The organism is Bacillus cereus group sp. Sample62 (assembly GCF_036851315.1).
Taxonomy (GTDB): Bacteria; Bacillota; Bacilli; order Bacillales; family Bacillaceae_G; genus Bacillus_A; species Bacillus_A wiedmannii.
In genome coordinates this window covers 5,241,119-5,268,062 of record NZ_JAFLPK010000001.1, presented here as the reverse complement: position 1 = coordinate 5,268,062, position 26,944 = coordinate 5,241,119, and the positions used below count along the sequence as shown (strand labels likewise).

Genomic DNA, 26,944 nt, shown 5'->3' with positions numbered 1-26,944 from the left:
AGGTGTCCCTCCTTTACTAAGATGGTAAAAGAATAAGATTGCGCAACAAATGTACAACCTAAATAAATATAAAATGTATATTTATACGAAACGTTTTTTAAAACCTAAAAACGTCGTTTGTATATGAGATAGGGTTTTCGACAAAAAAAGCAAATGTGGATAATCATTTACCCACATGTGATTAAAACTGTCCACATGTTATACACAAATTGTGGATAAGATAAAGATGTGGAAAACTTATTCAAAGTGAAAACACAACTATAATATCAAAAAAAAGTAGCTATAGCAATGAATTTAAGAAAGTTATCCACAAAATCAATACCTTGTGGAATAAACTTGTCCACAACACGATATACTGTGTAAAAGTACGAAAAGGGTTTGTGGATATAAAAAACCGAAAAAAACATTTATCCACAAGGAAATATAGGGTCTGTGAAAAAGTATGTGAATAGGTTCAAAATGAATATTTGATGAAAATTTCGAGAACCATTGACATTTTCCTAGTTGATTAACTATAATTTATAGGACTGTCTTTAACAGATATTCCTCAGGGAGGTGTCATATAATGAAAAGAACTTACCAACCAAATAAACGTAAGCGCAGCAAAGTACATGGTTTCCGCAGCCGTATGAGCACAGCGAACGGACGTAAAGTGCTAGCAGCTCGTCGTCGTAAAGGAAGAAAAGTATTATCTGCGTAGACCACTGATCGTTCAGTGGTCTTTTTTTCTAATAATAGTGAATTTCCACTGATGAACTACAGGAGTGTCAATTGATATGAAGAAAAAATATCGTATAAAAAAGAATGATGAATTCCAGACGGTTTTTCAAAAAGGAAAATCGAATGCCAACCGTCAGCTTGTTGTCTATCAACTAGATAAGGGAGAGCAGCCAAACTTTCGTATTGGCCTTTCTGTCAGCAAGAAAATAGGAAATGCAGTAGTGCGTAATCGAATTAAACGTATGATTCGCCAGTCGATCACAGAATTAAAAGATGAGATAGATTCTGGAAAAGATTTTGTTATAATAGCAAGGAAGCCTTGTGCAGAGATGACATATGAAGAATTAAAGAAAAGCTTAATTCATGTCTTTAAACGCTCTGGTATGAAAAGAATAAAAAAGTAGCGTAAGGAAATGAATTACACTATATACATACCGAAACAAGGAGGAGCAGGCTTTGAAAAAGAAAATAGGTTTACTAGCCATGGTTATTGCATTAATGGCAATTGCTACTGGCTGTAGTGAAGTGAATCAGCCGATTACACCGAAAAGTACTGGAATTTGGAATGAATATTTCGTATATCCGCTTTCTCAGTTAATTACGTATTTTGCCAACTTATTTGGTAGTAATTACGGTTTAGCAATCGTTGTTACAACTCTTATCATTCGTTTTGCATTATTACCATTAATGATTAAACAAACGAAGAGTACGAAAGCAATGCAGGCGTTACAACCAGAAATGGTGAAGTTAAAAGAGAAATATAGTTCTAAAGATCAAGCAACACAGCAAAAACTACAAAAAGAAATGATGCAGTTATATCAAAAAAATGGTGTAAACCCATTAGCAGGATGTTTACCGATATTTATTCAGATGCCTATTTTATTCGCGTTTTACCATGCGATCATGAGAACAGCAGAAATTAGTAAGCATACATTTTTATGGTTCGATTTAGGGCAGGCAGATCCGTACTATATCTTACCGGTTGTCGCGGCAATTACGACATTTATTCAGCAAAAGCTTGCAATGGCAGGAACAGCTGGTCAAAATCCGCAAATGGCAATGATGATTTGGCTTATGCCAATTATGATTTTAGTCTTTGCAATTAACTTCCCAGCTGCATTATCACTTTACTGGGTTGTTGGTAATATCTTTGGTATCGCTCAAATGTACTTGATCAAGGGGCCAGAAATTAAGGCTAGTAAGGCAGAAGGGTCAAGCAAGTGAGTGTAATTACTGCTAAAGGACAAACAGTCGAGCTGGCAGTACAAGATGCTTTAAGACAACTAAATGTTCCAAAAGACCGAGTAGATATAAATATTATTGATGAGGGTAAAAGAGGGTTCCTAGGTTTATTTGGGAATCGACCTGCAGTAGTAGAAGTTGTATTGAAGAAAGATCCAATTCAAGAATGTGAAGAATATTTAAAAAATGTTATTCACAATATGGGTGTGGAAGCTGAGATTAGTAAAATTGTAAAAGGACGCGAAGTTGAATTTACAATTTCTGGCGAAAATATAGGTGTTTTGATTGGGAAAAGAGGAAACACCTTGAATTCTTTACAGTATTTAACGAAACTTGTGGCGAATCGTAGTACGAAGCAGTATATTGGTATCACACTAGATGCTGAAAATTATCGTAGTAAAAGAAAAGGTACATTAGAAGCACTTTCTTATCGATTAGCAAAACAAGTAGTAAGTACAAAAAAAAGAGTTGTGTTGGAGCCTATGCCATCTTTTGAACGAAAGATTATCCACCAAGCATTATCTAATCATCAAAATATCATTACAACTTCTGAAGGAAAAGAACCACATCGACATGTTGTAATATCTTCCAAGTGACCGGTTACTCAATTGAGTGCCGGTTTTTTTGAGCGGAAAATAGGTGTGGATAACTAAAAAACACTAAACTTATCCACTGTGAATAAGTTTAGTGTTTTTCACATGAGGACATAATAAAATGAGTTATTATTCTTTTGTAGATAGGTTCGTTATGGTATTCTAATAATTTAGTGAAGAAAATAATCATGTTGAAATAGAGATAAATAAGCAAGTGAGGTGAAAGGACATGGAATTTGATACAATTGCCGCGATTTCCACAGCGCTTGGAGAGGGTGCAATTGCCATTGTTCGAGTAAGTGGAGATGATGCGGTTGAAAAAGTTAATCGTATTTTTAAAGGGAAGGATTTAACAGAAGTTCCTTCTCACACAATTCATTATGGTTATATTGTCGATTTAGATACAAATCAGGTTATTGAAGAAGTGATGGTATCTATTCTGCGTGCACCAAGGACTTTTACACGTGAAAATATAGTGGAAATTAACTGTCACGGCGGACTTGTTTCGGTAAATAAAGTATTGCAGCTTATTTTAGCACAAGGAGTACGATTAGCGGAGCCTGGTGAATTTACAAAACGTGCTTTTTTAAATGGCCGTATTGATTTATCACAAGCAGAAGCTGTTATGGACTTAATCCGTGCAAAAACAGATCGTGCGATGAACGTAGCGATTAATCAAATGGAAGGACGATTATCTAAATTAATCGGCCGTCTGCGTCAGGACATATTAGAAACGTTGGCTCATGTTGAGGTAAACATAGATTACCCGGAATATGATGATGTGGAAGAAATGACACATAATATTTTAATTGAGAAAGCCACACATGTTCGTACAGAAATTGCAAAAATATTAGAAACATCGAAGCAAGGAAAGATTTTACGTGAAGGTATTGCTACTGCAATCATCGGTAGACCTAACGTTGGGAAGTCATCGCTATTAAATAGTCTTGTTCAGGAGAAAAAGGCAATTGTAACTGATATTGCAGGAACAACTCGTGATGTTATTGAAGAGTACGTTAATGTGCGTGGTGTACCACTTAAACTTATAGATACAGCCGGGATTCGTGAAACAGAAGATGTTGTTGAACGAATTGGTGTAGAGCGTTCAAAAGAAATGATGAGCCAAGCTGATTTAGTGTTAGTTGTCGTTAATTATAGCGAGGCTTTAACGCATGAGGATGAAGATCTATTCCGTGCCGTACAAGGAAAAGATTTCATTGTTATTGTAAATAAGACAGATTTATCGCAAGTAATCGATATGGAACGTGTTGCAGAATTGGCAGCGGGAAATCGTATTATTACAACATCGTTAATTGAGGAACAAGGAATAGATGAGCTTGAAAAGGCAATAGCTGATTTATTCTTTGAAGGAACAATTGATTCTGCAGATGTGACATATGTTTCTAACGCGAGACATATTGGATTATTAACACAAGCAGGAAAAACAATTGGAGATGCAATTGAGGCGATAGAAAATGGTGTTCCAATTGATATGGTGCAAATTGATTTAACAAGAACGTGGGAAATACTTGGTGAAATTACTGGTGATACCGTTCATGAAAGCCTAATTGACCAGTTGTTCTCTCAATTTTGTTTAGGAAAATAATATAGCGATGTTTTAGAAGGATAGAGATTATTAGGAGGAATAAACAATGGGATACAATGCCGGTTCATACGATGTCATAGTAATCGGTGCAGGTCATGCAGGATGTGAAGCTGGTCTTGCGGCAGCACGAATGGGCTCCAAAACATTAATGTTAACAATTAATTTAGATATGGTAGCGTTTATGCCATGTAACCCTTCTGTTGGTGGACCAGCAAAAGGGATTGTTGTTCGGGAAATTGATGCATTAGGCGGAGAAATGGGACGCAACATTGATAAAACGTATATTCAAATGCGTATGTTAAATACAGGTAAAGGACCAGCTGTACGCGCGCTTCGCGCACAAGCAGATAAGTTCTCTTACCAGCATGAATTAAAGAAAACAATTGAAGAAACACCAAATTTAACGTTGTTCCAAGGAATGGTTGAGCGTTTAATCGTCGAAGATGGCGAATGTAAAGGGGTAGTTACGCAAGCTGGTGCTGAATATACAGCCAAAACAGTTGTAATTACGACTGGAACATTTTTACGCGGTGAGATTATTATGGGAGGTTTAAAATATTCGAGCGGTCCGAATAATCAACAACCATCTATAACTTTATCCGAACATTTAGAGGAGCTTGGATTTGATCTTGTTAGATTTAAAACAGGTACGCCTCCGCGTGTAAATAGTAATACGATTGATTACAGTAAAACAGAAATTCAGCCAGGTGATGATAAACCACGAGCTTTCTCTTTTGAAACGACAAAATTTATTATGGATCAAATTCCATGTTGGTTGACGTATACAAGTACGGAAACACATCGTTTAATAGATGAAAACCTACATCGCTCAGCTATGTATTCTGGTATGATTAAGGGAACGGGACCTAGATATTGTCCTTCAATTGAAGACAAAGTAGTAAGATTTAATGATAAACCACGTCATCAAATTTTCTTAGAGCCAGAAGGACGTAATACACAAGAAGTGTATGTACAAGGTTTATCCACAAGCTTACCAGAAGATGTGCAACGTGATATGCTTAGAACAATACCTGGCCTAGAAAACGTTGAAATGATGCGTACAGGTTATGCAATTGAATATGATGCAATTGTGCCAACACAACTATGGCCAACACTTGAAACGAAAAAAATTAAAAATTTATATACAGCAGGACAAATTAACGGAACTTCTGGTTACGAAGAGGCGGCAGGACAAGGGCTTATGGCTGGGATTAATGCAGCATGTCGTTCTTTAGGTAAAAAAGAAGTTATTTTAGGTCGCGCGGATGCTTATATTGGTGTCTTAATTGATGATCTTGTAACGAAAGGTACAAATGAACCATATCGCTTATTAACGTCTCGTGCAGAATATCGCCTATTATTACGCCACGATAATGCTGATCTTCGTTTAACTGAAGTTGGTCGTGAAATTGGATTAATTAAAGAAGAGCGCTATGAGCGATTTACAAATAAAAAATTAAAAATTGAACAGGAAAAGGAACGTTTAAGTAGCATTATTATTAAACCACGTCCTGAAGTTCAAGAATTAATTCGTAGCATTGGTGGAAGTGAATTGAAAGATGGAATACGTGCAAGTGACTTATTACGTCGTCCAGAGATGACATATGAGCATATTCATCTTTTAGTACCAAGTGAAATAGAATTAAGTGATGAAATTACAGAACAAGTTGAAATTCAGATTAAGTACGAAGGATATATCGAAAAATCTTTACAGCAAGTAGAGCGTATGAAGAAAATGGAAAACAAAAAAATCCCTGTGGATATTGATTATGATGCGATTTCTAGTCTTGCCTCAGAAGCGAGACAGAAATTGAAAGATGTTCGTCCACTTTCAATGGGGCAGGCTTCACGTATTTCTGGCGTGAATCCAGCGGATGTTTCTATTTTACTTGTGTATATTGAACAAGGAAAAATTGCGCGAGTATCGAACCAATAAATAGTAAGGAGATATTGTTAGATGAACATAGAACAATTTCAATCTATGCTAGAAGAGAAGGGTATCACCCTCTCTTCTAGACAGTTAGAGCAGTTCGAAATCTACTTCGAAACATTAGTAGAGTGGAATGAAAAAATGAATTTAACGGCTATTACGGAGAAAGAAGAAGTATATTTAAAACACTTTTTTGATTCCATTACAGCTGCTTTTTATTATGATTTTTCAAAACCATTCTCAATTTGTGATGTTGGTGCAGGAGCTGGATTCCCAAGTATTCCTTTAAAAATCTGTTTCCCGCACTTAAAAGTAACAATTGTAGACTCATTGCAAAAACGCATTAATTTCTTAAATCATTTAGCGCAAAAGTTAGAATTAAGTGACGTTGCATTTTGTCATGATCGTGCTGAAACATTTGGGAAAAAAGAAGATGTACGTGAATCGTACGATATTGTAATGGCACGTGCAGTTGCGCGTCTTTCGGTATTGAGTGAGCTATGTTTACCACTTGTAAAAGTTGGGGGAACGTTCATTGCAATGAAAGGTGCCGCAGCAAACGAAGAAATTGAAAATGGCAAGTATGCTTTAGAGGTGCTAGGCGGGAATTTAAAAGAAATGTCTACGTTCCAATTACCGTTTGAAGAAAGCGAACGTAATATTTTATTAATCGAGAAAAAGCGCAAGACACCAAAGAAATATCCACGCAAACCGGGAACACCCAATAAATTACCTATTGAAAAATAAATCTTATTAGACGTAAGATTAAATTATATAAATGAAAACGTAAATGTTTCATAGGAAACATTTTATGGAGAATAGTCAATAGGCCTAAAAGGTGGTGGAATATGTATGAAAAATACGTTTTCTCGTTTATTTGGCTTTGGAGATAAAGAGAGCGAATTCGAATTACAAGACGAAAGCCATGAAGAAACAGATAAAAAGGTATATGAAGAAATACAAGAAATTCCGATAGTAAATATTACCCCTAACCGTTATCAACCACGAACAGTTTTTGATGATGCGCGAATTGAAGAGCTAGCACTAACGATTCGTACACACGGACTGATTCAGCCGATTGTTGTGAGGCAATATGAAGATGACAAGTACGAGATTATCGCTGGAGAAAGGCGTTTCCGTGCGGCAACAAAGTTAGGATGGGAAAAAGTTCCTGCAATTATAAAGAACTTAAATGATACAGAGACAGCTTCTGTAGCTTTAATTGAAAACTTGCAACGTGAGGAACTAACAGCAATCGAGGAAGCTGTGGCATATCAAAAGCTAATTGAGTTACATAATTTAACACAAGAAGCATTGGCACAACGACTTGGAAAAGGACAATCCACAATCGCAAATAAGTTGCGATTGTTAAAGTTGCCTGAAGAAATAAAACGTGCGTTATTAGAAAAAAGTATTACAGAACGTCATGCCCGCGCGCTCATTCCTTTAAAGAATGAGGAATTACAACTGAAGGTTTTACAGGAAATTGTGGAGAAACAACTGAATGTAAAGCAAACAGAGGAACGAATTGCGAAATTACTAGAGGAAGCCAAACCGAAGCGTAAGGCAAAGCAAAAAGCAGTAAGTCGAGATACGAGAATTGCCATGAATACAATTAGGCAGTCATTACAAATGGTTGCTGACAGTGGTTTAAATGTTAATTCTGCGGAAGAAGAATTTGATGAGTACTATCAAATTACAATTAAAATTCCGAAGAAAAAATAATAATGGCGTGTTAGAGACCTTATCCTATTGGATAGGTCTCTTTTACTATATTTTCTTGTTAGATGAAGAAGGAGTTTAGAAATAAATTTTGAAGTTTAATAAGGACGTAAAAGAAAAACTTTTATTTCATGTTACAATAAACGTAATTGTTACTAGAATAAGATAGAAAGGTTGAAAGTAGGTGACATCATGGGAAAAATCATTGCTATTGCCAATCAAAAAGGTGGCGTTGGAAAAACAACAACATCTGTTAATTTAGGGGCTGGATTGGCACAAGTAGGTAAAAAAGTCCTTCTTGTAGATATTGACGCTCAAGGAAATGCAACGACTGGTGTGGGAATTGAAAAATCCGAATTAGATCAATGTATTTACAATGTTCTTGTGGAAGATGCAGATGTTCAAGGGGTTATACGTAAAACCGCAACTGAAAACTTAGATGTTCTACCCGCTACAATTCAATTGGCAGGTGCTGAAATTGAATTGGTACCGACTATTTCCCGGGAAGTACGTTTACAAAGGGCATTACAGCCAGTTCGTGATGAATATGACTATATTATTATCGACTGTCCCCCGTCCTTAGGGTTATTAACGATTAATGCATTAACCGCAGCAGATTCTGTTATTATTCCTGTTCAATGCGAATATTACGCACTAGAAGGATTAAGTCAGCTATTAAATACAGTTCGACTTGTGCAAAAGCACTTAAATAAAAATCTAGCAATTCAAGGTGTATTGCTAACGATGTTGGATGCCCGTACGAATTTAGGGATTCAGGTTATAGATGAAGTGAAAAAATACTTTAGGGATAAAGTATACCGTTCGATTATTCCTCGTAATGTTCGTTTAAGTGAAGCACCAAGTCATGGGAAACCAATTATGCAGTATGACGCTAAATCAAGAGGGGCAGAAGTATATATAGATTTAGCAGAGGAAGTGATTGCAGGTGGCTAAAGGGTTAGGAAGAGGAATTAATGTGTTTTTTCCTGATTTAGATGTGAAAGAAGAAGAGGCAATTCAGGAGATTGTGATAACTGAATTAAGACCGAATCCATATCAACCACGTAAACACTTTAATAAAGAGGCAATTCAAGAATTATCGGCCTCTATTAAAGAACACGGCATATTGCAACCGTTAATTGCTAGGAAGAGTATTAAAGGATATGAAATTGTTGCAGGTGAGAGAAGATATCGTGCTGCCAAAGAGGCAGGGCTCGAAAAGGTACCTGCTGTTGTAAGACAATTAAATGAGCAGCAAATGATGGAGTTTGCATTGCTTGAAAACTTACAACGAGAAGATTTAAACCCAATGGAAGAAGCAATGGCGTATCAAATGTTAATGAATGAGCTAAATGTAACGCAAGAACAATTAGCAAAACGTCTTGGTAAGAGCAGACCTTACATTGCAAATTATACGCGGTTATTAAGCCTCCCTTCTTTTGTGCAAGATATGATTGCAAATGGTCAACTTTCAATGGCCCATGGGAGAACTTTGCTTACGATAAAAGATGAAGAACAATTGAAATCTTTATTAAAACGAATCGAAAAAGAAGGGTTAAACGTTCGTCAATTAGAGAAAATTGTTCAGGAGATTAATCAACGCGTTTCACGTGAAACAAAACAAGTGAAAAAAGAGAGAAACATATTTTTCGTAGAACGCGAAACGTTCTTAAGAGAAAAGTTCGGCACAGATGTGAAAATTAAAGAAACGAAAAAAGAAAAAGGTAAAATCGAAATTGAATTTTTTAATAAAGAAGATTTAAATCGTATTTTAGAATTATTAGCGCAGAAAAACTAAAAAGCAAACCATCTTATTATTTATAGATGGTTTGCTTTTTTTAATACAGATAATTTTTGGTCTGTTTCTTTTATACTTTGTGCAATTACATCAGCCATTTTCATGACTAAACTTAATCTTGTATTTTGCAGGACGAAAAACTCCATAAAACCATTTAGATTTACGATGCCATGAATATGTAAATCACCAACTGCAGGTAATTTCTTGTTCATCGCAGCCCCAGGTTTACTAGGCCCCATTCCAGTAGTGATGGAACCGATGCTTTGAGACTTTCCTAAACAGGCATCAACCGCAATTATAAATGAAGTAGGATTATCTTTCTGTATATTCTGAATTCTTTCTTCTAAATTTAGCGCATGCACTGGCTCATCTAGTGTGCCGAACACTTGGAAGTTTTTAATTCCTACTTGTTCTAGTTTCGTACCGACTAACGGACCGAGTGCATCGCCTGTAGAACGATCTGTTCCAATACAAACGAGAATAATCGGTATATTCGTTTCAATAGGGATATGGGAAAGTAAGAAGTTACTAATTGTCTCGGAGGCTTCTACGTCTTGGTGCATAACATTTTGAGTTTCTTTTTCGAAAAAGGGTAAGCGAAAACTTCCAATATTCATGAAGCATCCATCCTTTTAATAAATTTTCAAAATATGTTATATGGTGAGTAAAATGGAAAACTATAAGTGCGTACTTCCCGTAAAACTTGAGTGAAAACGGAAATAATAGTACTAGTATATATATATTCGTTCCATTTTATACCTGCATGGAAGTTAACAAATGAAATTAAAGTCATAAAAATTTTTCAGAAATGAGGGTGACTTCTGATACAATGAAAAGGATAATTAAAAAGAAATTTTAGCTGGAGAGGTAGAGGTACATGGATTTAGCGTTGAAATGGTTTGAGTCCATTGATTGGACGAATATAGGTGTGAAATCACTAAAAATAGTCGTTATTTTAATACTTGGTGCAATTATTGTGCGAGTTGCGCGTGCAATTGTACGAAATGCGTTTCGTATGGGAAGCCGTTCGCCAATTCAAATTTCAGAACGTCGTACAGTTACAGTAGCGAAGTTACTTGAAAATATTGTGGCATACGTTGTTATGTTCATTATGTTAATTGCGATTTTGGGTGTGTTTAATATTAATGCATCTGGTTTATTAGCGGGTGCCGGGGTAATTGGTTTAGCAGTCGGATTTGGTGCTCAAAGTTTAGTGAAAGATGTTATTACGGGATTATTTATTTTGCTAGAAGATCAATTTTCAGTAGGTGACTATGTAAAAATTGGTCAGTTTGAAGGTGTCGTTTTAGAAATTGGACTTCGTACAACAAAAGTAAAGAGTTGGACAGGTGAAATTCATACTTTACCAAACGGAAGTATCATTCAAGTTACGAACTATTCAGTTAGTAATAGTGTAGCATTTGTTGATGTATCCATTTCGTATGAGGCTGACATAGCGAAAGCGGAGCAAGTCATTGAAGAGTTATTAGAAGAATTACCTGCACAGTATGCGCAAATGGTAACAAAGCCTCAGTTATTAGGTGTGCAAACATTGGCTGCATCAGAAGTTATATTACGTGTTATTGCGGAAGTAGAGCCGATGCAACATGCGGTTGTTGCAAGAGCCCTTCGTAAAGAAATTAAAAACCGTCTAGATTTACATGGGATTGAAATTCCATATCCACGTATGGTTTTATATAATCGTGAAGAATTGGTGAGTGGAAAAGCAATTTAGTATGGAGAGGGGTTTGGAGAATGGAGCAAAAGCAGTATAACTTGTACGATGTTGTGGAAATGAAGAAAGCCCACCCATGTGGTGAGAATCGTTGGAAGATTATTCGTATGGGAATGGATATCCGCATTAAGTGCGAGGGGTGTGACCATTCAGTAATGATTCCTCGAAGAGAATTTGATCGTAAGGTGAAAAAAATACTTGTGAAGCACGAAGAATAGAGAGAAAGTAACAGTTGCAATGGGTAGCTGTTACTTTTTTCGTTTGGAGGAAACTTGTCATTTTTTTCGTTACTATCTATAATGATGAAAGATTGAGACATAGGAGTGAAAAATATGGGATTAACGGCTGGGATTGTTGGATTACCTAACGTAGGGAAGTCAACTTTATTTAATGCAATTACACAAGCAGGAGCAGAATCTGCAAACTATCCATTCTGTACAATTGATCCAAACGTAGGGATTGTAGAAGTACCAGATGAGCGTTTAAATAAATTAACGGAATTAGTAGAACCGAAAAAAACTGTTCCGACTGTATTTGAGTTTACTGATATTGCAGGTATCGTAAAAGGTGCTAGTAAAGGTGAAGGTTTAGGAAATAAATTCTTATCTCACATTCGCCAAGTAGATGCAATTTGCCAAGTTGTTCGTTGTTTCGAAGACGAAAATATTACACACGTTTCAGGGAAAGTAGATCCAATCGATGATATTGAAACAATCAACTTAGAGCTAATTTTAGCGGATTTAGAATCTGTTGATAAACGTATCGAGCGTGTTGCGAAGTTAGCAAGACAAAAAGATAAAGAAGCAGTATATGAGCATGAAATTTTAGTTCGTTTAAAAGAAGCTTTTGAAGAGGGAAAACCAGCTCGTACTGTTGAATTTGCAGAAGAGCAAATGAAAATTGTTAAAGGCCTTCATTTACTTACAACGAAAGAAATGCTATACGTAGCAAACGTAAGTGAAGATGATATTATGGATCCTTCTGAAAATAAATATGTACAAATGGTAAAAGAATTTGCTGCAAATGAAAATTCTCAAGTAATCGTTGTATGTGCAAAAATCGAAGAAGAAATCGCTGAGCTAGATGAGGAAGAGAAAAAAGTATTCCTTGAAGAACTAGGCATTGAAGAATCTGGTTTAGATCAATTAATTCGTGCTGCATATGATTTATTAGGACTTGCTACTTACTTCACAGCTGGTGTGCAAGAAGTACGCGCATGGACGTTTAAACAAGGTATGAAAGCACCACAATGTGCTGGCGTAATTCATACAGACTTTGAGCGTGGATTTATTCGTGCGGAAACAGTTTCTTACGAAGACTTAATGACAAACGGTTCTATGACAGCTGCAAAAGAAGCTGGTAAAGTTCGTTTAGAAGGAAAAGAGTATATCGTAAAAGACGGAGACGTTATGCACTTCCGCTTCAACGTTTAATTTAATATTTCCTAGGAAAAATAAAGATATGAGCTTGGCAAATATATTATGTGTTTGCCAAGTTTTTTATGCATGGGTGAGTTGATTCATCTAACTTACTATGATATAATCTAAACTCGTGAGTAATTACTATAAATTAATTGCTCCTTGCCCATTATGGGCCGTTTAGACCAAAAGGAGGTGAAAGTGTAATGAGAAAGTACGAAATTATGTACATCATTCGTCCTGGCGTTGAAGAAGAAGCTCAAAAAGCTTTAGTTGAACGTTTCGCAGGTGTTTTAACAAACAATGGTGCAGAAATCATTAACACGAAAGAGTGGGGTAAGCGTCGTTTAGCTTACGAAATCAACGACTTACGTGAAGGTTTCTACATGATCTTAAACGTGAACTCTAACGCAGAAGCGATTAACGAATTCGACCGTTTAGCTAAGATCAACGAAGACATCCTTCGTCATATCGTTGTTAAAGAAGAAGAAAAATAATTGATATATAAGGGAGAGTGGTTCGATTGATGAATCGTGTTATCCTCGTTGGTCGTTTAACTAAGGACCCTGACTTACGTTACACGCCCAATGGTGTTGCAGTAGCTACTTTTACGTTAGCTGTGAATCGCGCATTTGCGAATCAACAAGGTGAGCGTGAAGCTGACTTTATTAATTGTGTAATATGGCGTAAACAAGCAGAAAACGTAGCAAATTATTTGAAAAAAGGTAGCTTAGCAGGCGTAGATGGACGTCTTCAAACTCGTAATTACGATGGACAAGATGGTAAACGTGTATATGTAACAGAAGTTCTTGCGGAAAGCGTACAATTTTTAGAGCCGCGTAGTGGCGGTGGGGAGCAACGTGGTTCATTTAATCAGCAACCATCAGGAGCTGGTTTCGGTAACCAAAGCTCTAACCCATTTGGTCAATCTAGTAATCCAGGCAACCAAGGTAACCAAGGGAACTCTGGATTTACGAAGAATGACGATCCATTTTCAAATGTAGGTCAACCGATCGACATTTCCGACGACGATTTACCGTTCTAATACAGTAAATTAGTTAGTTTTAACAAAGAATGGAGGGAATAGACATGGCAGGACGCAAAGGTGGACGTGCGAAACGTCGTAAGGTGTGTTTCTTCACATCTAACGGCATCACTCGCATTGACTATAAAGATGTTGATTTATTAAAACGTTTCGTTTCTGAGCGTGGTAAAATTTTACCTCGTCGTGTAACAGGGACAAGCGCAAAATACCAACGCAAACTTACAGTTGCAATTAAACGTGCTCGTCAAATGGCACTTTTACCATATGTTGGTGAATAATAGCGTATGAAATGCACAGTAGAGTCGGACTCTACTGTGCATTTTGCTATGCTTTTCTTTTTTGAAAGAGAGGTTAGATAATGAAAAACACGAAATTTATTACTGAGGGTGCAGCACTGTTAGCGATATATGCAATGTTATTGCTTATATCTATGTATGTTCCGATTTTAGGTACAGTTGTAACATTTGCGTTGCCATTGCCATTTATATTGCTAACGATAAGATATAGATTATCTAACGCCTTTGTAATTTTTACGGCGGCACTTTTTATTACTGTTATTGTCAGTCAACCGATGAACCTAGTAAAGACAACTATGTTTGGATTGATAGGTATCGTTTTAGGATATATGTATAAAAAACAAAAAAGGCCGGTAGAAATTTTGATGGCGGGGACGCTTGCGTACTTAATTGGTATTATGCTCATTTATGTTGCGAGTATAAAGTTTTTTAACATAGATTTAATGAAGCAAATGCAAAATATGTTTAATGAAAGTATGGCGCAAAGTGAAAAGATAGTTAATGCTGCGGGTATGCCTATTAGTAAAGAGCAAAAAGAGTTATTTTCACAATTTAATGATGTGTTACAAACTTTATTCCCAAGTTTACTTGTAATGGTCTCGGTATGTTTTTCTTGGATTACAGTTATGATATCAGGTAGTGTTTTGAGAAAACTAAAACATGACGTTACGCCTTGGCCTAAATTTAAAGATATACAATTACCAAAGAGTATTGTTTGGTATTACGTTATATTTATTTTGCTATCAACTTTTATAAAAGTAGAACCGACATCATATTTACATATGGTATTTTCTAACCTATATGTCATATTTGCTTTACTACTAGTACTGCAAGGTCTGACATTTATCGCTTTTATAGCGCATAGCAAAGGTTTTACGAAAGGGGTTCCTATTATTAGTTTTATTGTCTGCATGTTTATTCCAATGCTGTTTCCTCTTGTGACAATCTTAGGTATAATTGATTTAGGGATTTCATTGCGTTCTAAAATAGGAGGATAAAGTAATATTCCTTATACTATTTTAATCTGTTTAACTAACTGGAAGATGAGTTAGTTTTACTTTATAGGAGTTGTATACATGCCTGAATTTTATAAGAAACAGTGGTTTTTATATCCTGTTTATGTATTGGCATTTTTTGTGTTTGTGCTCATTTCGATCCTTTGTTATTTTCATTTAATGATGGGGATGGTCTCCTTTTTAATTTTTTGTATCGTCCTTTTTGTTGTTGTGCGATTTGAACTCACCTTTCAAAAGAATTTTGAAAAACATACGACAGATATGATTACAAGAGTAAAGAAAGTGAGTAATGAAGCATTTAACCAAATGCCAATTGGTATTTTGTTATACAATAAGGATTATGGGATTGATTGGGCGAATCCTTATTTATCTTCATGTCTAGGACAGCATGCATTAGCTGGATGGCACCTTTATGATGTATCAGAAACGTTACTTCTTTTTATTAAGGGAGAGACTTCCGACGATATAGTCTCTTTAAATAACCGAAAGTTTCGCGTTTTTGTAAGGAAAGAAGAAAAGTTAATTTATTTCTTTGATGTAACGGAACAAACAGAGATTGAAAAGATGTACGAGGATCAACGTACTGTTTTAGCTGTCATTTATTTAGATAATTATGATGAAGTTACACAAGGGTTAGATGATCAATTACGTACGAATATAACAAGTCTTGTAACATCACGACTAAATGAATGGGCCGTTAAGTATGGGGCATATTTAAAACGTGCATCTTCAGAAAGATTCTTCGTTGTACTAAATGAGAGTATTTTAGCACAGATGGAGAAAGGGAAATTTAGCATTTTAGATCAGGTGCGTGAAGAAACATCTAAAAGGAATATACCACTCACCTTAAGTGTAGGTGTTGGATCAGGTGATTTACCTTTATCCGAGCTTGGAGCAATGGCTCAGTCCGGTTTAGACCTTGCGCTCGGCCGTGGTGGAGATCAAGTAGCTATTAAACAAGCGACAGGTAAAGTTAAGTTTTATGGTGGTAAGACAAATCCAGTTGAAAAACGTACTCGTGTACGTGCTAGAGTTATTTCGCATGCATTAAAGGATTTAGTATTAGAAAGTAGTAATGTCATTATAATGGGGCATAGGGCTCCTGATATGGACGCAATTGGTGCTGCGATTGGTATTTTAAAGGTAGCCCAATTAAATGAGCGCAAAGGATATATTGTGTTAGATGAAAATGATTCTGATAAGGGAATTAAGCGTTTGATGGATAAAGTGAAACAAAACGAAGAGTTATGGTCGCACTTTATTACACCAGGACAAGCGATGGAATTTGCAAATGAGGATTCTTTACTTGTTGTTGTTGATACGCATAAACCTTCAATGGTGATGGAAGAAAAGCTGTTACACAAAATTGAAAACGTAGTTGTTATTGACCATCATCGCCGAGGAGAAGATTTTATTGAAGATCCATTGCTTGTTTACATGGAGCCATACGCTTCTTCCACGGCAGAACTTGTTACAGAATTACTGGAATACCAACCGAAAAATTTAAAAATGACAATGTTAGAAGCAACAGCATTGTTAGCTGGTATTATTGTTGATACGAAAAGCTTTACATTCCGTACGGGTGCTCGTACGTTTGATGCCGCTTCTTATTTACGCTCACATGGTGCAGATACTGTACTTGTACAAGAGCTTTTAAAAGAGGATATGGATCAGTATTTACGGGTTGCAAAAGCTATTAAAAATGCGTACATTTATACAAATGGAATTGCGATTGCAAAAGTGGATAGTGATGATTACTACGATCAAGTGCTTATTGCGCAATCGGCGGACACATTATTAACAATGACAGGAATTATTGCATCATTTGTTATTGCAAAACGTGGCGAGAATTTCATTGGAATTAGCGGCAGGTCTTTAGGTGAAGTGAACGTGCAGCTAATTATGGAGAATTTAGGCGGTGGCGGGCATTTAACGAATGCAGCCACACAAATGAAAAATGTTACAGTAGATGAAGCTGAGGAGAAGCTTCGATTTGTTATTGATGACTATTTACAGGGAGGCACACAATCATGAAAGTAATTTTTCTAAAAGACGTAAAAGGTAAAGGGAAAAAAGGGGAAATAAAAAACGTACCAGATGGCTATGCAAATAACTTCTTACTAAAACAAGGACTAGCTGCTGAAGCGACAAATAGCAGTATGAAAACTTTAGAAGCTCAAAAGCGAAAAGAAGAAAAAGATGCAGCAGCAGAGGTTGAAAATGCAAAAGAGTTGAAAGAAACGTTAGAGAAACTAACTGTAGAAGTAAAGGCGAAATCTGGAGAAGGTGGCCGTCTATTCGGTTCAATCACAAGTAAACAAATCGTAGATGCAATGCAAAAATCACATAAAATTAAACTTGATAAACGTAAATTTGAAATGGACGATGCGATTCGTGCATTAGGCTATACAAATGTTACTGTGAAAGTGCATCCGCAAGTAACAGCAACAGTAAAAGTTCATGTTAGTGAACAATAAAAATAAGTTAAGCAAGGAGGATTGCGTATGAGTGATGTAATGGCTGATCGTACCCCTCCGCATAATATAGAGGCTGAGCAGGCAGTTTTAGGGGCCATATTAATTGATCAAGATGCATTAACGTCAGCATCGGAACTATTGGTACCTGACTCATTTTATCGAACGAAACATCAAAAGATTTTTGAAGTCATGCTTGGATTATCTGATAAAGGAGAACCGATTGACTTAGTAATAATGACATCAGCAATGGCTGATCAAGGGTTATTAGAAGAAGTTGGTGGGGTTTCTTACTTAGCAGAACTAGCAGAAGTCGTTCCAACTGCTGCTAACGTAGAATATTATGCACGAATCATCGCTGAAAAGGCGCTGTTACGTCGTTTGATTCGAACGGCGACTCATATCGTATCTGATGGGTATGAGAGAGAAGATGACGTGGATGGCCTTTTAAATGAGGCTGAGAAAAAAATATTAGAAGTATCTCACCAAACGAATGCAAAAGCATTCCAAAACATTAAAGATGTTCTTGTAGATGCTTACGATAAAATTGAACTTTTGCATAATCAAAAAGGTGAAGTTACTGGGATACCAACTGGATTCACTGAATTAGATAAGATGACCGCAGGTTTCCAGCGAAATGATTTAATCATCGTAGCGGCACGTCCGTCAGTAGGGAAAACCGCATTTTCATTAAATATCGCACAAAACGTAGCGACGAAAACGGATGAAAATGTAGCGATTTTTAGTCTAGAGATGGGCTCCGATCAGCTTGTTATGCGTATGCTTTGTGCAGAAGGAAATATTGATGCACAAAGACTTCGTACCGGTTCATTAACTTCTGATGATTGGGCGAAATTAACAATGGCGATGGGTAGCCTTTCTAATGCTGGTATCTATATTGATGATACACCAGGGATTAAAGTAAATGAGATTCGAGCGAAATGTCGTAGATTAAAGCAAGAACAAGGCCTTGGGATGGTTTTGATTGACTATTTACAGCTTATTCAAGGAAGTGGGAAATCAGGAGAAAACCGTCAGCAGGAAGTATCTGAGATTTCTCGTACATTAAAAGGGATTGCGCGTGAATTGCAAGTGCCTGTTATTGCCTTGTCACAGTTATCTCGTGGTGTAGAATCTCGTCAAGATAAACGTCCGATGATGTCTGATATTCGTGAATCGGGAAGTATCGAGCAGGATGCTGATATTGTAGCCTTCTTATATCGTGAAGATTACTATGACCGAGAAACGGAAAATAAAAATACGATTGAAATTATTATTGCAAAGCAGCGTAACGGTCCCGTAGGTTCAGTAGAGCTTGCATTTGTTAAGGAATTTAATAAATTCGTCAACTTAGAACGACGCTTTGAAGATGGGGCATAAAGGCAGTATAAAAAAGAAACACATTTCTTATAATAAGATGTGTTTCTTTTTTTATATAGAAAAGATAAGGCTTTCATAATGTGAAAATATAATTCTTACGAACGAAAATGAATTTTATTAAAAAAATGTTCGCTTTTTGGTTGACTTCTTTTTCGGTTTTGGTACAATTATATTGTTTGAATAGATCGTTTGAAAATCGCGGAGGTGCTTTAATAATGTCTTCAGTAGTAGTTGTAGGAACACAATGGGGCGACGAAGGAAAAGGTAAAATCACTGATTTTCTTTCTGAGCATGCGGAAGTAGTTGCAAGATATCAAGGTGGAAATAACGCGGGACATACAATTGTTTTCGGCGGAGTTAAATATAAATTACACTTAATTCCATCTGGTATTTTCTATAAAGAAAAAATTTGTGTAATCGGAAATGGCTTAGTAGTAGATCCGAAAGCATTACTTGAAGAGTTAAAATACTTACACGATCGTGGTGTAAGTACTGATAATTTACGTGTAAGTAACCGTGCGCACGTTATTTTACCTTATCACTTAAAACAAGATGAGTTAGAAGAAGCAAGTAAAGGTGATAACAAAATCGGTACAACGAAAAAAGGTATCGGTCCTGCATATATGGATAAAGCTGCTCGTATTGGTATTCGTATGGCTGATCTTTTAGACCGTGAAGCATTTAAAGAAAAGCTTGAGCGCAATTTAGTAGAAAAAAATCGTTTATTTGAAAAAATGTACGATACAGAAGGTTTCAGTGTAGAAGAAATCTTCGAAGAGTACTTCGAATACGGACAACAAATCGCGCAATATGTATGTGATACGTCTGTTGTATTAAATGATGCACTAGATAACAATCACCGTGTATTATTTGAAGGTGCACAAGGTGTTATGCTTGATATCGACCACGGTACGTACCCGTTCGTTACATCTTCTAACCCGATTGCTGGTGGTGTGACAGTTGGAACTGGAGTTGGTCCTGCGAAAGTTACTCGCGTTGTAGGTGTGTGTAAAGCATATACAAGCCGCGTAGGTGATGGTCCTTTCCCTACTGAGCTTCATGATGAAATTGGTCATCAAATTCGTGAAGTTGGTCGTGAGTATGGAACGACAACTGGTCGTCCACGCCGCGTAGGTTGGTTCGATAGCGTTGTTGTAAGACATGCACGTCGTGTTAGTGGTTTAACAGATTTATCATTAAATTCTATCGACGTTCTAACAGGTATTCCGACTCTTAAAATTTGCGTTGCTTACAAATACAATGGCGAAGTGATCGATGAAGTTCCAGCAAACTTAAACATTTTAGCGAAATGTGAGCCTGTATACGAAGAGCTTCCAGGTTGGACAGAAGATATTACTGGTGTAAAATCATTAGACAAGCTTCCTGAAAATGCACGAAAATACGTAGAACGTGTTTCTGAGTTAACAGGAATTCAATTATCTATGTTCTCAGTTGGACCAGATCGTAACCAAACAAATATTGTTCGTAACGTATACGAAGCTTAATTGATATTTTTGAGAAAAAACTCATGTCCGCATGAGTTTTTTCTTATCTTTTATAAAAAAATAAAAAAAGGTATTGCAAAAAACAAAGAAAACATGTTATGATACATCTTGTCGTCACGAAAATATGACGTTGGTGAGTATGAGCCATTAGCTCAGTTGGTAGAGCATCTGACTTTTAATCAGAGGGTCGAAGGTTCGAATCCTTCATGGCTCACCATTTTATTTTTCGTGGCCCGTTGGTCAAGTGGTTAAGACACCGCCCTTTCACGGCGGTAACACGGGTTCGAATCCCGTACGGGTCATGTTTTTTTTATGTTCATTTTTGGTCCCGTGGTGTAGTGGTTAACATGCCTGCCTGTCACGCAGGAGATCGCCGGTTCGACCCCGGTCGGGACCGCCACTTTTGTTTATACCACCATTAGTGGTTTTATATATAGTTTTGGCTCGGTAGCTCAGTCGGTAGAGCAGAGGACTGAAAATCCTCGTGTCGGCGGTTCGATTCCGTCCCGAGCCACTCTCAGGATATTAAGTGGGCCCACTTAATATCCTTTTTATTTGTGTAATTTTACAAAAGTGAGTAGTTATTTTAAAATAGAATGAGAAGCCTCTAGCAGTTGAAGCTAGAGGTTTTTCTATAGATCGTATAGGATTCCGTGTAAAAGTGGATCATACATGAGTCTGTGAGAATAGAGGAGAAAGTACTTAAGCAAAAGATGCGGTCATATAGGGACATACTATGTAGACATCAATGTGTTTAGGGATATTGACCATATTTTTACCCGCTATTTGCCGGGCAGTAAGACCCCACCCAAAAATTCAGCGAAGGTAAAGAAGTTAGGTGTGGGATCAACGGCCCGTAAATGCCCGATTGGTGAGGGCTAATAATCGGTGTGGGATGAAGAAAACCCCCACCGATTAAAGTTTCACTTTATAAGGAGGAAATAGACGATGATGGGAAAGAAAATTTTAGTAGTTGATGATGAAAAGCCGATTGCGGATATTTTGAAGTTCAACCTAGAAAAAGAAGGTTTTGAAATTGTAATGGCGCATGATGGTGATGAAGCGATTGAAAAAGCGAATGAAGAGCAGCCAGATATGGTTTTATTAGATATTATGCTACCAGGTAAGGATGGCTTAGAGGTTTGCCGTGAAATACGTAAAAGCTCAGAAATGCCGATTATTATGCTTACAGCAAAGGACTCTGAAATTGATAAAGTATTAGGGCTTGAGCTTGGAGCAGATGATTATGTAACGAAGCCATTTAGTACGAGGGAATTACTTGCTCGTGTGAAGGCGAATTTACGTCGCCATCAACAAGGTGGTGCTGCAGAAAAAGAAGAAAATACGGAAATGGTTATTGGACCAATCGTTATCAATTCAAATGCGTATAGTGTAACGAAACGTGAGGAAAATATTGAACTTACACATCGTGAATTTGAGCTACTACATTATTTAGCCAAACATTTAGGACAAGTTATGACTCGTGAGCATTTATTGCAAACAGTTTGGGGTTATGACTATTTTGGAGATGTACGTACAGTGGATGTAACAGTACGTCGTTTACGTGAAAAAATTGAAGACAATCCGAGTCATCCTACTTTAATTGTAACTAGACGTGGAGTAGGGTATTACTTGCGTGACCCAGAGCAGGAATAGTATATGAAGAAAGTCGGTTTTTTTCAATCTATTCATTTAAAATTTGTACTCATATATATGCTATTAATATTAATAGCTATGCAAGTTATTGGAGTATATTTCGTAAGGGAGTTAGAAAAGAGTCTTGTACAAGGCTTTAGAGATTCTTTAACTCAGCAAACGAACTTATTATCATATAACTTGAAACAAGAGTTTAAAAAAAGTCATACAAAAGCAGAAACAGAATCAACAGATGAAACGATTAAAACTTCAATTCGAAAATTTGCCTCTGATCGAAAGAAAGATATCCAAGAGGTAAGTGTATTTGATTCGAATAGAAAGTTACTTGCTATTTCAGATGAGTCAAAGCAAAACAAGGTAAATAGAACATCAACTGATATTGCTGTTCAACGGGTATTGGTACAAAAAAAGCCAGAAGTGAAAATTGAGAAGGATGGTCGTACAGGCCATCGTGTACAAGTTATGCTTACTCCTATTATAGATGATAACGGCAAGGATCCACTTGGTGTTATTTACATTGTTGCATCTATGGAAGATGTTTATAAACAGATGAAGGATATTAATCAAATTTTTGCGACTGGAACCGTTATTGCATTACTCGTAACAGCTGTACTTGGAATTTTGTTAGCTCAAACGATTACGAGACCAATCTCAGATATGCGAAGACAAGCGATTGAAATGGCAAAAGGAAACTATTCAAGAAAAGTAAAAGTGCATAGCCATGATGAAATTGGACAATTAGCATTATCTTTCAATAATTTATCAAAAAAATTACAACAAGCTCGTTCTTCAACGGAAAGTGAAAGACGTAAATTATCATCCGTTTTATCACATATGACAGATGGAGTAATTGCTACTGACCGAAAAGGGGACATTATTTTATTAAATGATCCTGCGGAAAAGATGCTAAATGTTTCGCGTGAAACGGCGCTCGATCAATCTGTTTTAGAAGTATTAGGGATACAAGAAGAATTTACGCTCGATCATTTATACGAAGAGCCTGATTCCGTTTTATTAGATTTTAGTACGAGAAATGAGCCATATATTTTACGTGCTAGTTTCTCTGTTATTCAAAAAGAGACAGGGAAAGCAAATGGTTTAATAGCTGTATTATATGACGTAACTGAGCAGGAGCGTATAGAAAGGGAACGCCGTGAGTTTGTGGCAAACGTTTCCCATGAATTAAGAACGCCATTAACAACGATGCGCAGTTACTTAGAGGCACTTACGGACGGCGCATGGCAAGATCCGAATATTGCACCACAATTTTTAACAGTTACACAAGAAGAAACAGAAAGAATGATTAGACTTGTAAATGCATTATTGCAACTTTCTAAACTCGATAGTACAGAACACCGTTTAATGAAAGAATGGGTCGACTTTACTGACTTCTTTAATAACATTATTGATCGTTTTGAAATGTCTAAAGAGCAAAACGTAAGTTTCAAACGATCTTTCTCTAAGAAATCCAGATTTATTGATATGGATACGGATAAAATTACGCAAGTTTTGTATAACATTATTTCGAATGCATTAAAATATTCACCAGAAGGTGGAACAGTAACATATCGCTTACGTGATCGTGGGGAATTATTAGAGATTAGTGTAAGTGATCAAGGAATGGGTATTCCAAAAGAAAATGTCGATAAAATCTTTGAACGTTTCTATCGCGTAGATAAAGCACGTTCAAGACAAATGGGTGGTACAGGACTTGGATTAGCAATTGCGAAAGAAATGATTGAGGCACATGGTGGCTCGATTTGGGCGAAGAGTGAGGAAGGAAAAGGGACAACTATTTACTTCACATTGCCGATGGCAGCGGATGAAGAGGACGATTGGGAATGAGTATGGAAAATGTTAAAACGATAGTTTTAATTAATTTAGTTGTAATTAGCTTATTTCTTACTTTTAACTTATGGACGTATGTGCCAGATTCCACGTCTATGCAAAATGCAAAATTTGTGCAGGGGAATGAAGGAACTACTCAAACTAAAATCGCTGATGTTGTCCGTCCTACTTCTATCATCGTGCATAAAGATAAAAATCATTACGGGAGCAAAAGAGAGGGAGATATAGAATCAATCTATAAACCTTTGGAAGCAGGGGAATTATATGATTTCAAAGAGATATCGATTGCTAAAGGTGATTTCCTTTCTTATGTACATGGTGAAGGGAAAATTGAACTTGTTTTTCCTACCAACATCCCATTTGATGCAGTTAAATCTATGTTTAATATGAAAGAAAAAAGTATAGATAAACCTAAACATTTTAATCGAATTATTCTTGATCCTTCTAGAAGTAGAGATCAAGAAATTAAAATTAATTTTGTTTCTGATGGTGATAACTCTAGAATATATGAAGCAAAATTAAGTGGTGTATATTTAAAAGATATTGTAAATGCACAAAATCAATTTATAGTATCGGCAAAACCTTATTTTGACTATCAAATTAATGATATGAAAAAGCTATTTTTACCAGATGGAACGACAGAATTAAGTAATATAACATATATTTCATCTAATTTAGCGGTTGATACATTTAAGAATGCTCTTTTTAGTGACCCACGTTATTTAAGCCCTATTACTGAGAAATCGAAAGAAACATTTACAGATGGTATTAGGTCCATGGAGATTGAAAACGATCAGCATATGTTAAAGTATAAAAATTCTTCGGTTTCAAGTGAGAAAACGACAGATAATTTAATGCTTTTACAAAAAAGTTTTGATTTTGTAAATGGTCACAGTGGGAGTTTGGATTCATATCGTTTGGATTATATGAATAAAGGACAGACGGTATTCCGTTTACACGAAGATGGATATTCTGTATTCAATACAGATGGATTAGCTGAATTGAGACAAGTATGGGGATCAGAAGACGTAATGGAATATGAAAGACCGTTGTTGTCTTTAAATACGAAAGGTATAGAACAGAAGGTTACTCTTCCATCAGGTCACGTTGTAATAGCATCTTTAGAAAATAATGCCGCGGTAGATAAAAGATTCATTAAAGACATTGGAATTGGATACAAATTATCACTAGATGGGCAAGTAGCTCGACTACAGCCAATTTGGTATGTAAAGTTTGTTGAAGATGAAGCGGGTAAACAAAAAATATATGAGTGGAGTGAGGGAGGACTAAATGGATTGGGATCGGATTAAAACCATATTTATTGTGACCTTCTTTGTTTTGGACCTCTTTCTCATTTTTCAATTCATTCAAAAGCAAGATAGTAATCAATTGGAGCTTATTGCAGAAACAAAGATAGATCAAGAATTAAAAGCAAACAAAATTACTATGGGTAATTTCCCTAAAGAACCGAAAAAAGAATCATTTATTAGGGCGGAAAACAAGGCATTTAAAGAAGAAGATGTACAGTCTTTAAAGAATCAAACGGCGCATATGCAAAATATGTACAAGATAGAGAGTAAGCTAAAAGAGCCCTTTTTAAATACAAAATCATTATCCAAAGATAAGTATAGTGATTTTTTGAAGAACTATGTATTGGATGGACAAAAGTATGAGTATGGGGCGATGAAAGACTCTAAAATATACTTCTTCCAAAAATATAAAGATAAGCCTATTTTCTATAACGATCAGGCAATGATTGTTGTGGAATTAAATGAAAAAAATGAACTTGTGTCGTACACGCAGACGATGCTAACTGATTTAAACGAAATGGGCGAAAGTGAAAAAACGAAACAGCAAGAAATTATTACTGCTCAAACAGCTTTAGAAAATCTGTATTTAAAAAATAAAGTTCATGGGAATACACATGTAAAAGAAGCACAAATTGGTTATGCCACCCTTACCGCATCTACTTCTAATAACCAAGTACTCGCTCCAACATGGAATTTAAAAACGGAGCAGAAGCAGGACTTCTTTGTAAATGCAATCGAAGGACAAGTTATGGAATTAGGGGAAAGGGAAAATCAAGTGGTTGATGAACATACTGGAGTGAGAAAGAATGGGTTTGCATTTTAGCGTACTTGCAAGTGGAAGTACAGGGAATATGCTATATGTAGGAACAGATGAAAAAAAATTACTCGTCGATGCAGGTTTAAGTGGTAAAGCAACAGAGGCTTTATTTAAACAGGCAGAACTAAATATAAATGATGTATCAGGTATTCTTGTAACACATGAACATAGTGACCATATTAAAGGGTTAGGTGTATTGGCACGTAAATATGATTTACCTGTTTATGCAAATGAGAAAACATGGAATGCAATGGAACATTTAATAGGAAATATCCCAACTGAGCAAAAGTTTATTTTCTCAGTTGGGGATGTAAAAACATTCGGTGATATAGAGGTCGAGTCATTTGGGGTTTCTCATGATGCGGCAGAGCCGATGTTCTATGCTTTTCATAATAATAATAGAAAGTTAGCCCTTATTACAGATACGGGATACGTGAGTGACCGTATGAAAGGTGTTATTAAGGGTGCTAATGCTTTTGTGTTTGAAAGTAATCATGACGTGGAAATGCTTCGTATGGGACGTTATCCATGGAGTATTAAGCGACGTATTTTAAGTGATGTGGGTCACGTTTGTAATGAGGACGCTGCATTAGCGATGGCGGATGTAATTACAGATGAGACAAAACATATTTATTTAGCCCATTTAAGTTTAGATAATAACATGAAAGAACTAGCACGTATGTCAGTATCACAAGTATTAGAGGAAAAAGGATTTGGAGTGGGAGAAGCCTTCGAAATTCATGATACAGATCCGAAAATGCCTACAAAAATTCAATACGTATAATTCTTCATTTTAGTAAACAATAAAGGTGAATATAGTTGTTTTCAGGAAG

27 protein-coding genes and 4 tRNA genes are annotated in these 26,944 nt (G+C 36.3%); 30 read left to right on the top strand and 1 reads right to left on the bottom strand.

Annotated elements, in window-relative coordinates; translation table 11 throughout:
* Positions 1 to 565: 565 nt before the first annotated feature.
* From rpmH to spo0J, 10 genes are all read left to right on the top strand, one after another.
* Positions 566 to 700 carry a 50S ribosomal protein L34 gene (rpmH, locus tag J0835_RS27020; protein WP_000831901.1) on the top strand — a complete coding sequence of 45 codons (135 nt, stop codon included), beginning with the start codon at positions 566 to 568 and terminating at the stop codon, positions 698 to 700.
* 76 nt (positions 701 to 776) lie between these two features.
* Positions 777 to 1,124 carry a ribonuclease P protein component gene (gene rnpA, locus J0835_RS27015; RefSeq protein ID WP_000731505.1) on the top strand — a complete coding sequence of 116 codons (348 nt, stop codon included), beginning with the start codon at positions 777 to 779 and terminating at the stop codon, positions 1,122 to 1,124.
* Between the two features lie 52 nt (positions 1,125 to 1,176).
* Entirely contained in the window at positions 1,177 to 1,944 is a 768-nt protein-coding gene (spoIIIJ, locus tag J0835_RS27010) for a YidC family membrane integrase SpoIIIJ (RefSeq protein ID WP_087983499.1), read from the top strand.
* On the top strand, positions 1,941 to 2,558 hold the full coding sequence (gene jag / locus J0835_RS27005; RefSeq protein WP_087983498.1) for an RNA-binding cell elongation regulator Jag/EloR: 618 nt from the start codon (positions 1,941 to 1,943) through the stop codon (positions 2,556 to 2,558). The genes spoIIIJ and jag overlap by 4 nt, the downstream gene beginning before the upstream one ends.
* 226 nt (positions 2,559 to 2,784) lie before the next feature.
* Positions 2,785 to 4,161 (top strand): tRNA uridine-5-carboxymethylaminomethyl(34) synthesis GTPase MnmE, encoded by a 1,377-nt coding sequence (gene mnmE / locus J0835_RS27000; RefSeq protein WP_087983496.1) that lies wholly within the window; start codon positions 2,785 to 2,787, stop codon positions 4,159 to 4,161.
* Positions 4,162 to 4,207: 46 nt separating this feature from the next.
* Positions 4,208 to 6,097, top strand: coding sequence for a tRNA uridine-5-carboxymethylaminomethyl(34) synthesis enzyme MnmG (mnmG, locus tag J0835_RS26995; RefSeq protein WP_087983494.1), 1,890 nt, complete (start codon positions 4,208 to 4,210; stop codon positions 6,095 to 6,097).
* A gap of 21 nt (positions 6,098 to 6,118) precedes the next feature.
* A complete protein-coding gene (rsmG, locus tag J0835_RS26990; protein WP_087983492.1) occupies positions 6,119 to 6,838 on the top strand; it encodes a 16S rRNA (guanine(527)-N(7))-methyltransferase RsmG in 720 nt (239 codons plus the stop codon).
* 105 nt (positions 6,839 to 6,943) lie between these two features.
* Positions 6,944 to 7,816, top strand: a complete 873-nt coding sequence (gene noc / locus J0835_RS26985; RefSeq protein ID WP_087983490.1) for a nucleoid occlusion protein — start codon at positions 6,944 to 6,946, stop codon at positions 7,814 to 7,816.
* Between the two features lie 189 nt (positions 7,817 to 8,005).
* The gene (gene soj, locus J0835_RS26980; RefSeq protein WP_000516117.1) at positions 8,006 to 8,767 is read left to right on the top strand and encodes a sporulation initiation inhibitor protein Soj; all 762 of its coding nucleotides are present in this window, start codon (positions 8,006 to 8,008) and stop codon (positions 8,765 to 8,767) included.
* The gene (spo0J, locus tag J0835_RS26975; protein ID WP_001051814.1) at positions 8,760 to 9,611 is read left to right on the top strand and encodes a stage 0 sporulation protein Spo0J; all 852 of its coding nucleotides are present in this window, start codon (positions 8,760 to 8,762) and stop codon (positions 9,609 to 9,611) included. Before soj ends, spo0J begins: the two co-directional genes overlap by 8 nt.
* Positions 9,612 to 9,631: 20 nt before the next feature.
* On the opposite strand, the gene yyaC is transcribed toward spo0J, so the two are convergent.
* Entirely contained in the window at positions 9,632 to 10,228 is a 597-nt protein-coding gene (gene yyaC / locus J0835_RS26970) for a spore protease YyaC (protein WP_087983489.1), read from the bottom strand.
* A gap of 260 nt (positions 10,229 to 10,488) precedes the next feature.
* On the opposite strand from yyaC, the gene J0835_RS26965 reads away from it, so the two are divergent.
* The 20 genes from J0835_RS26965 (at position 10,489) to J0835_RS26870 (ending at position 26,895) form a co-directional block, all read left to right on the top strand.
* Positions 10,489 to 11,346 carry a mechanosensitive ion channel family protein gene (locus tag J0835_RS26965; RefSeq protein ID WP_000362297.1) on the top strand — a complete coding sequence of 286 codons (858 nt, stop codon included), beginning with the start codon at positions 10,489 to 10,491 and terminating at the stop codon, positions 11,344 to 11,346.
* A 20-nt stretch (positions 11,347 to 11,366) separates the two neighbouring features.
* The gene (locus J0835_RS26960) at positions 11,367 to 11,564 is read left to right on the top strand and encodes a DUF951 domain-containing protein (protein WP_000436051.1); all 198 of its coding nucleotides are present in this window, start codon (positions 11,367 to 11,369) and stop codon (positions 11,562 to 11,564) included.
* Positions 11,565 to 11,678: 114 nt separating this feature from the next.
* Positions 11,679 to 12,779, top strand: a complete 1,101-nt coding sequence (gene ychF / locus J0835_RS26955) for a redox-regulated ATPase YchF (protein ID WP_064475174.1) — start codon at positions 11,679 to 11,681, stop codon at positions 12,777 to 12,779.
* Positions 12,780 to 12,970: 191 nt separating this feature from the next.
* Positions 12,971 to 13,261, top strand: coding sequence for a 30S ribosomal protein S6 (gene rpsF / locus J0835_RS26950; RefSeq protein WP_001233781.1), 291 nt, complete (start codon positions 12,971 to 12,973; stop codon positions 13,259 to 13,261).
* Between the two features lie 26 nt (positions 13,262 to 13,287).
* Positions 13,288 to 13,809, top strand: a complete 522-nt coding sequence (gene ssb / locus J0835_RS26945) for a single-stranded DNA-binding protein (RefSeq protein WP_087983487.1) — start codon at positions 13,288 to 13,290, stop codon at positions 13,807 to 13,809.
* A gap of 44 nt (positions 13,810 to 13,853) precedes the next feature.
* Entirely contained in the window at positions 13,854 to 14,087 is a 234-nt protein-coding gene (gene rpsR, locus J0835_RS26940) for a 30S ribosomal protein S18 (protein ID WP_000918874.1), read from the top strand.
* An 80-nt stretch (positions 14,088 to 14,167) separates the two neighbouring features.
* Positions 14,168 to 15,103 carry a YybS family protein gene (locus tag J0835_RS26935; protein ID WP_140386961.1) on the top strand — a complete coding sequence of 312 codons (936 nt, stop codon included), beginning with the start codon at positions 14,168 to 14,170 and terminating at the stop codon, positions 15,101 to 15,103.
* A 78-nt stretch (positions 15,104 to 15,181) separates the two neighbouring features.
* Positions 15,182 to 17,155 (top strand): DHH family phosphoesterase, encoded by a 1,974-nt coding sequence (locus J0835_RS26930; RefSeq protein WP_087983483.1) that lies wholly within the window; start codon positions 15,182 to 15,184, stop codon positions 17,153 to 17,155.
* Entirely contained in the window at positions 17,152 to 17,598 is a 447-nt protein-coding gene (gene rplI, locus J0835_RS26925; RefSeq protein ID WP_333728184.1) for a 50S ribosomal protein L9, read from the top strand. Before J0835_RS26930 ends, rplI begins: the two co-directional genes overlap by 4 nt.
* 27 nt (positions 17,599 to 17,625) lie before the next feature.
* The gene (gene dnaB / locus J0835_RS26920) at positions 17,626 to 18,975 is read left to right on the top strand and encodes a replicative DNA helicase (protein WP_001286241.1); all 1,350 of its coding nucleotides are present in this window, start codon (positions 17,626 to 17,628) and stop codon (positions 18,973 to 18,975) included.
* 215 nt (positions 18,976 to 19,190) lie between these two features.
* Complete coding sequence (locus J0835_RS26915) at positions 19,191 to 20,480, top strand: adenylosuccinate synthase (RefSeq protein ID WP_087983482.1); 1,290 nt, start codon at positions 19,191 to 19,193, stop codon at positions 20,478 to 20,480.
* A 141-nt stretch (positions 20,481 to 20,621) separates the two neighbouring features.
* Positions 20,622 to 20,697, top strand: a tRNA-Lys gene (locus J0835_RS26910).
* A gap of 13 nt (positions 20,698 to 20,710) precedes the next feature.
* A tRNA-Glu gene (locus J0835_RS26905) sits at positions 20,711 to 20,782 on the top strand.
* Positions 20,783 to 20,804: 22 nt separating this feature from the next.
* Positions 20,805 to 20,880, top strand: a tRNA-Asp gene (locus tag J0835_RS26900).
* A gap of 41 nt (positions 20,881 to 20,921) precedes the next feature.
* Positions 20,922 to 20,994: transfer RNA gene (locus J0835_RS26895), tRNA-Phe, on the top strand.
* Between the two features lie 434 nt (positions 20,995 to 21,428).
* Positions 21,429 to 22,136 carry a cell wall metabolism DNA-binding response regulator WalR gene (gene walR / locus J0835_RS26890; RefSeq protein ID WP_000971866.1) on the top strand — a complete coding sequence of 236 codons (708 nt, stop codon included), beginning with the start codon at positions 21,429 to 21,431 and terminating at the stop codon, positions 22,134 to 22,136.
* Positions 22,137 to 22,139: 3 nt separating this feature from the next.
* Positions 22,140 to 23,981 carry a cell wall metabolism sensor histidine kinase WalK gene (gene walK, locus J0835_RS26885; RefSeq protein WP_087983478.1) on the top strand — a complete coding sequence of 614 codons (1,842 nt, stop codon included), beginning with the start codon at positions 22,140 to 22,142 and terminating at the stop codon, positions 23,979 to 23,981.
* Positions 23,978 to 25,294, top strand: a complete 1,317-nt coding sequence (locus J0835_RS26880) for a YycH family regulatory protein (RefSeq protein WP_087983476.1) — start codon at positions 23,978 to 23,980, stop codon at positions 25,292 to 25,294. The genes walK and J0835_RS26880 overlap by 4 nt, the downstream gene beginning before the upstream one ends.
* Positions 25,275 to 26,117, top strand: a complete 843-nt coding sequence (locus J0835_RS26875) for a two-component system regulatory protein YycI (protein WP_087983474.1) — start codon at positions 25,275 to 25,277, stop codon at positions 26,115 to 26,117. Before J0835_RS26880 ends, J0835_RS26875 begins: the two co-directional genes overlap by 20 nt.
* Positions 26,101 to 26,895, top strand: a complete 795-nt coding sequence (locus J0835_RS26870) for an MBL fold metallo-hydrolase (protein ID WP_000522836.1) — start codon at positions 26,101 to 26,103, stop codon at positions 26,893 to 26,895. The genes J0835_RS26875 and J0835_RS26870 overlap by 17 nt, the downstream gene beginning before the upstream one ends.
* Positions 26,896 to 26,944 lie beyond the last annotated feature (49 nt).

What these genes read in the sequence shown, in the direction of transcription:
- rpmH (WP_000831901.1), top strand. Translation starts at nt 566, where the DNA reads ATGAAAAGAACTTACCAACCAAATAAACGTAAGCGCAGCAAAGTACAT.
- rnpA (WP_000731505.1), top strand. Translation starts at nt 777, where the DNA reads ATGAAGAAAAAATATCGTATAAAAAAGAATGATGAATTCCAGACGGTT.
- mnmE (WP_087983496.1), top strand. Translation starts at nt 2,785, where the DNA reads ATGGAATTTGATACAATTGCCGCGATTTCCACAGCGCTTGGAGAGGGT.
- mnmG (WP_087983494.1), top strand. Translation starts at nt 4,208, where the DNA reads ATGGGATACAATGCCGGTTCATACGATGTCATAGTAATCGGTGCAGGT.
- rsmG (WP_087983492.1), top strand. Translation starts at nt 6,119, where the DNA reads ATGAACATAGAACAATTTCAATCTATGCTAGAAGAGAAGGGTATCACC.
- noc (WP_087983490.1), top strand. Translation starts at nt 6,944, where the DNA reads ATGAAAAATACGTTTTCTCGTTTATTTGGCTTTGGAGATAAAGAGAGC.
- soj (WP_000516117.1), top strand. Translation starts at nt 8,006, where the DNA reads ATGGGAAAAATCATTGCTATTGCCAATCAAAAAGGTGGCGTTGGAAAA.
- yyaC (WP_087983489.1), bottom strand. Translation starts at nt 10,228, where the DNA reads ATGAATATTGGAAGTTTTCGCTTACCCTTTTTCGAAAAAGAAACTCAA.
- J0835_RS26965 (WP_000362297.1), top strand. Translation starts at nt 10,489, where the DNA reads ATGGATTTAGCGTTGAAATGGTTTGAGTCCATTGATTGGACGAATATA.
- J0835_RS26960 (WP_000436051.1), top strand. Translation starts at nt 11,367, where the DNA reads ATGGAGCAAAAGCAGTATAACTTGTACGATGTTGTGGAAATGAAGAAA.
- ychF (WP_064475174.1), top strand. Translation starts at nt 11,679, where the DNA reads ATGGGATTAACGGCTGGGATTGTTGGATTACCTAACGTAGGGAAGTCA.
- rpsF (WP_001233781.1), top strand. Translation starts at nt 12,971, where the DNA reads ATGAGAAAGTACGAAATTATGTACATCATTCGTCCTGGCGTTGAAGAA.
- rpsR (WP_000918874.1), top strand. Translation starts at nt 13,854, where the DNA reads ATGGCAGGACGCAAAGGTGGACGTGCGAAACGTCGTAAGGTGTGTTTC.
- J0835_RS26935 (WP_140386961.1), top strand. Translation starts at nt 14,168, where the DNA reads ATGAAAAACACGAAATTTATTACTGAGGGTGCAGCACTGTTAGCGATA.
- J0835_RS26930 (WP_087983483.1), top strand. Translation starts at nt 15,182, where the DNA reads ATGCCTGAATTTTATAAGAAACAGTGGTTTTTATATCCTGTTTATGTA.
- rplI (WP_333728184.1), top strand. Translation starts at nt 17,152, where the DNA reads ATGAAAGTAATTTTTCTAAAAGACGTAAAAGGTAAAGGGAAAAAAGGG.
- dnaB (WP_001286241.1), top strand. Translation starts at nt 17,626, where the DNA reads ATGAGTGATGTAATGGCTGATCGTACCCCTCCGCATAATATAGAGGCT.
- J0835_RS26915 (WP_087983482.1), top strand. Translation starts at nt 19,191, where the DNA reads ATGTCTTCAGTAGTAGTTGTAGGAACACAATGGGGCGACGAAGGAAAA.
- walR (WP_000971866.1), top strand. Translation starts at nt 21,429, where the DNA reads ATGATGGGAAAGAAAATTTTAGTAGTTGATGATGAAAAGCCGATTGCG.
- walK (WP_087983478.1), top strand. Translation starts at nt 22,140, where the DNA reads ATGAAGAAAGTCGGTTTTTTTCAATCTATTCATTTAAAATTTGTACTC.
- J0835_RS26880 (WP_087983476.1), top strand. Translation starts at nt 23,978, where the DNA reads ATGAGTATGGAAAATGTTAAAACGATAGTTTTAATTAATTTAGTTGTA.
- J0835_RS26875 (WP_087983474.1), top strand. Translation starts at nt 25,275, where the DNA reads ATGGATTGGGATCGGATTAAAACCATATTTATTGTGACCTTCTTTGTT.
- J0835_RS26870 (WP_000522836.1), top strand. Translation starts at nt 26,101, where the DNA reads ATGGGTTTGCATTTTAGCGTACTTGCAAGTGGAAGTACAGGGAATATG.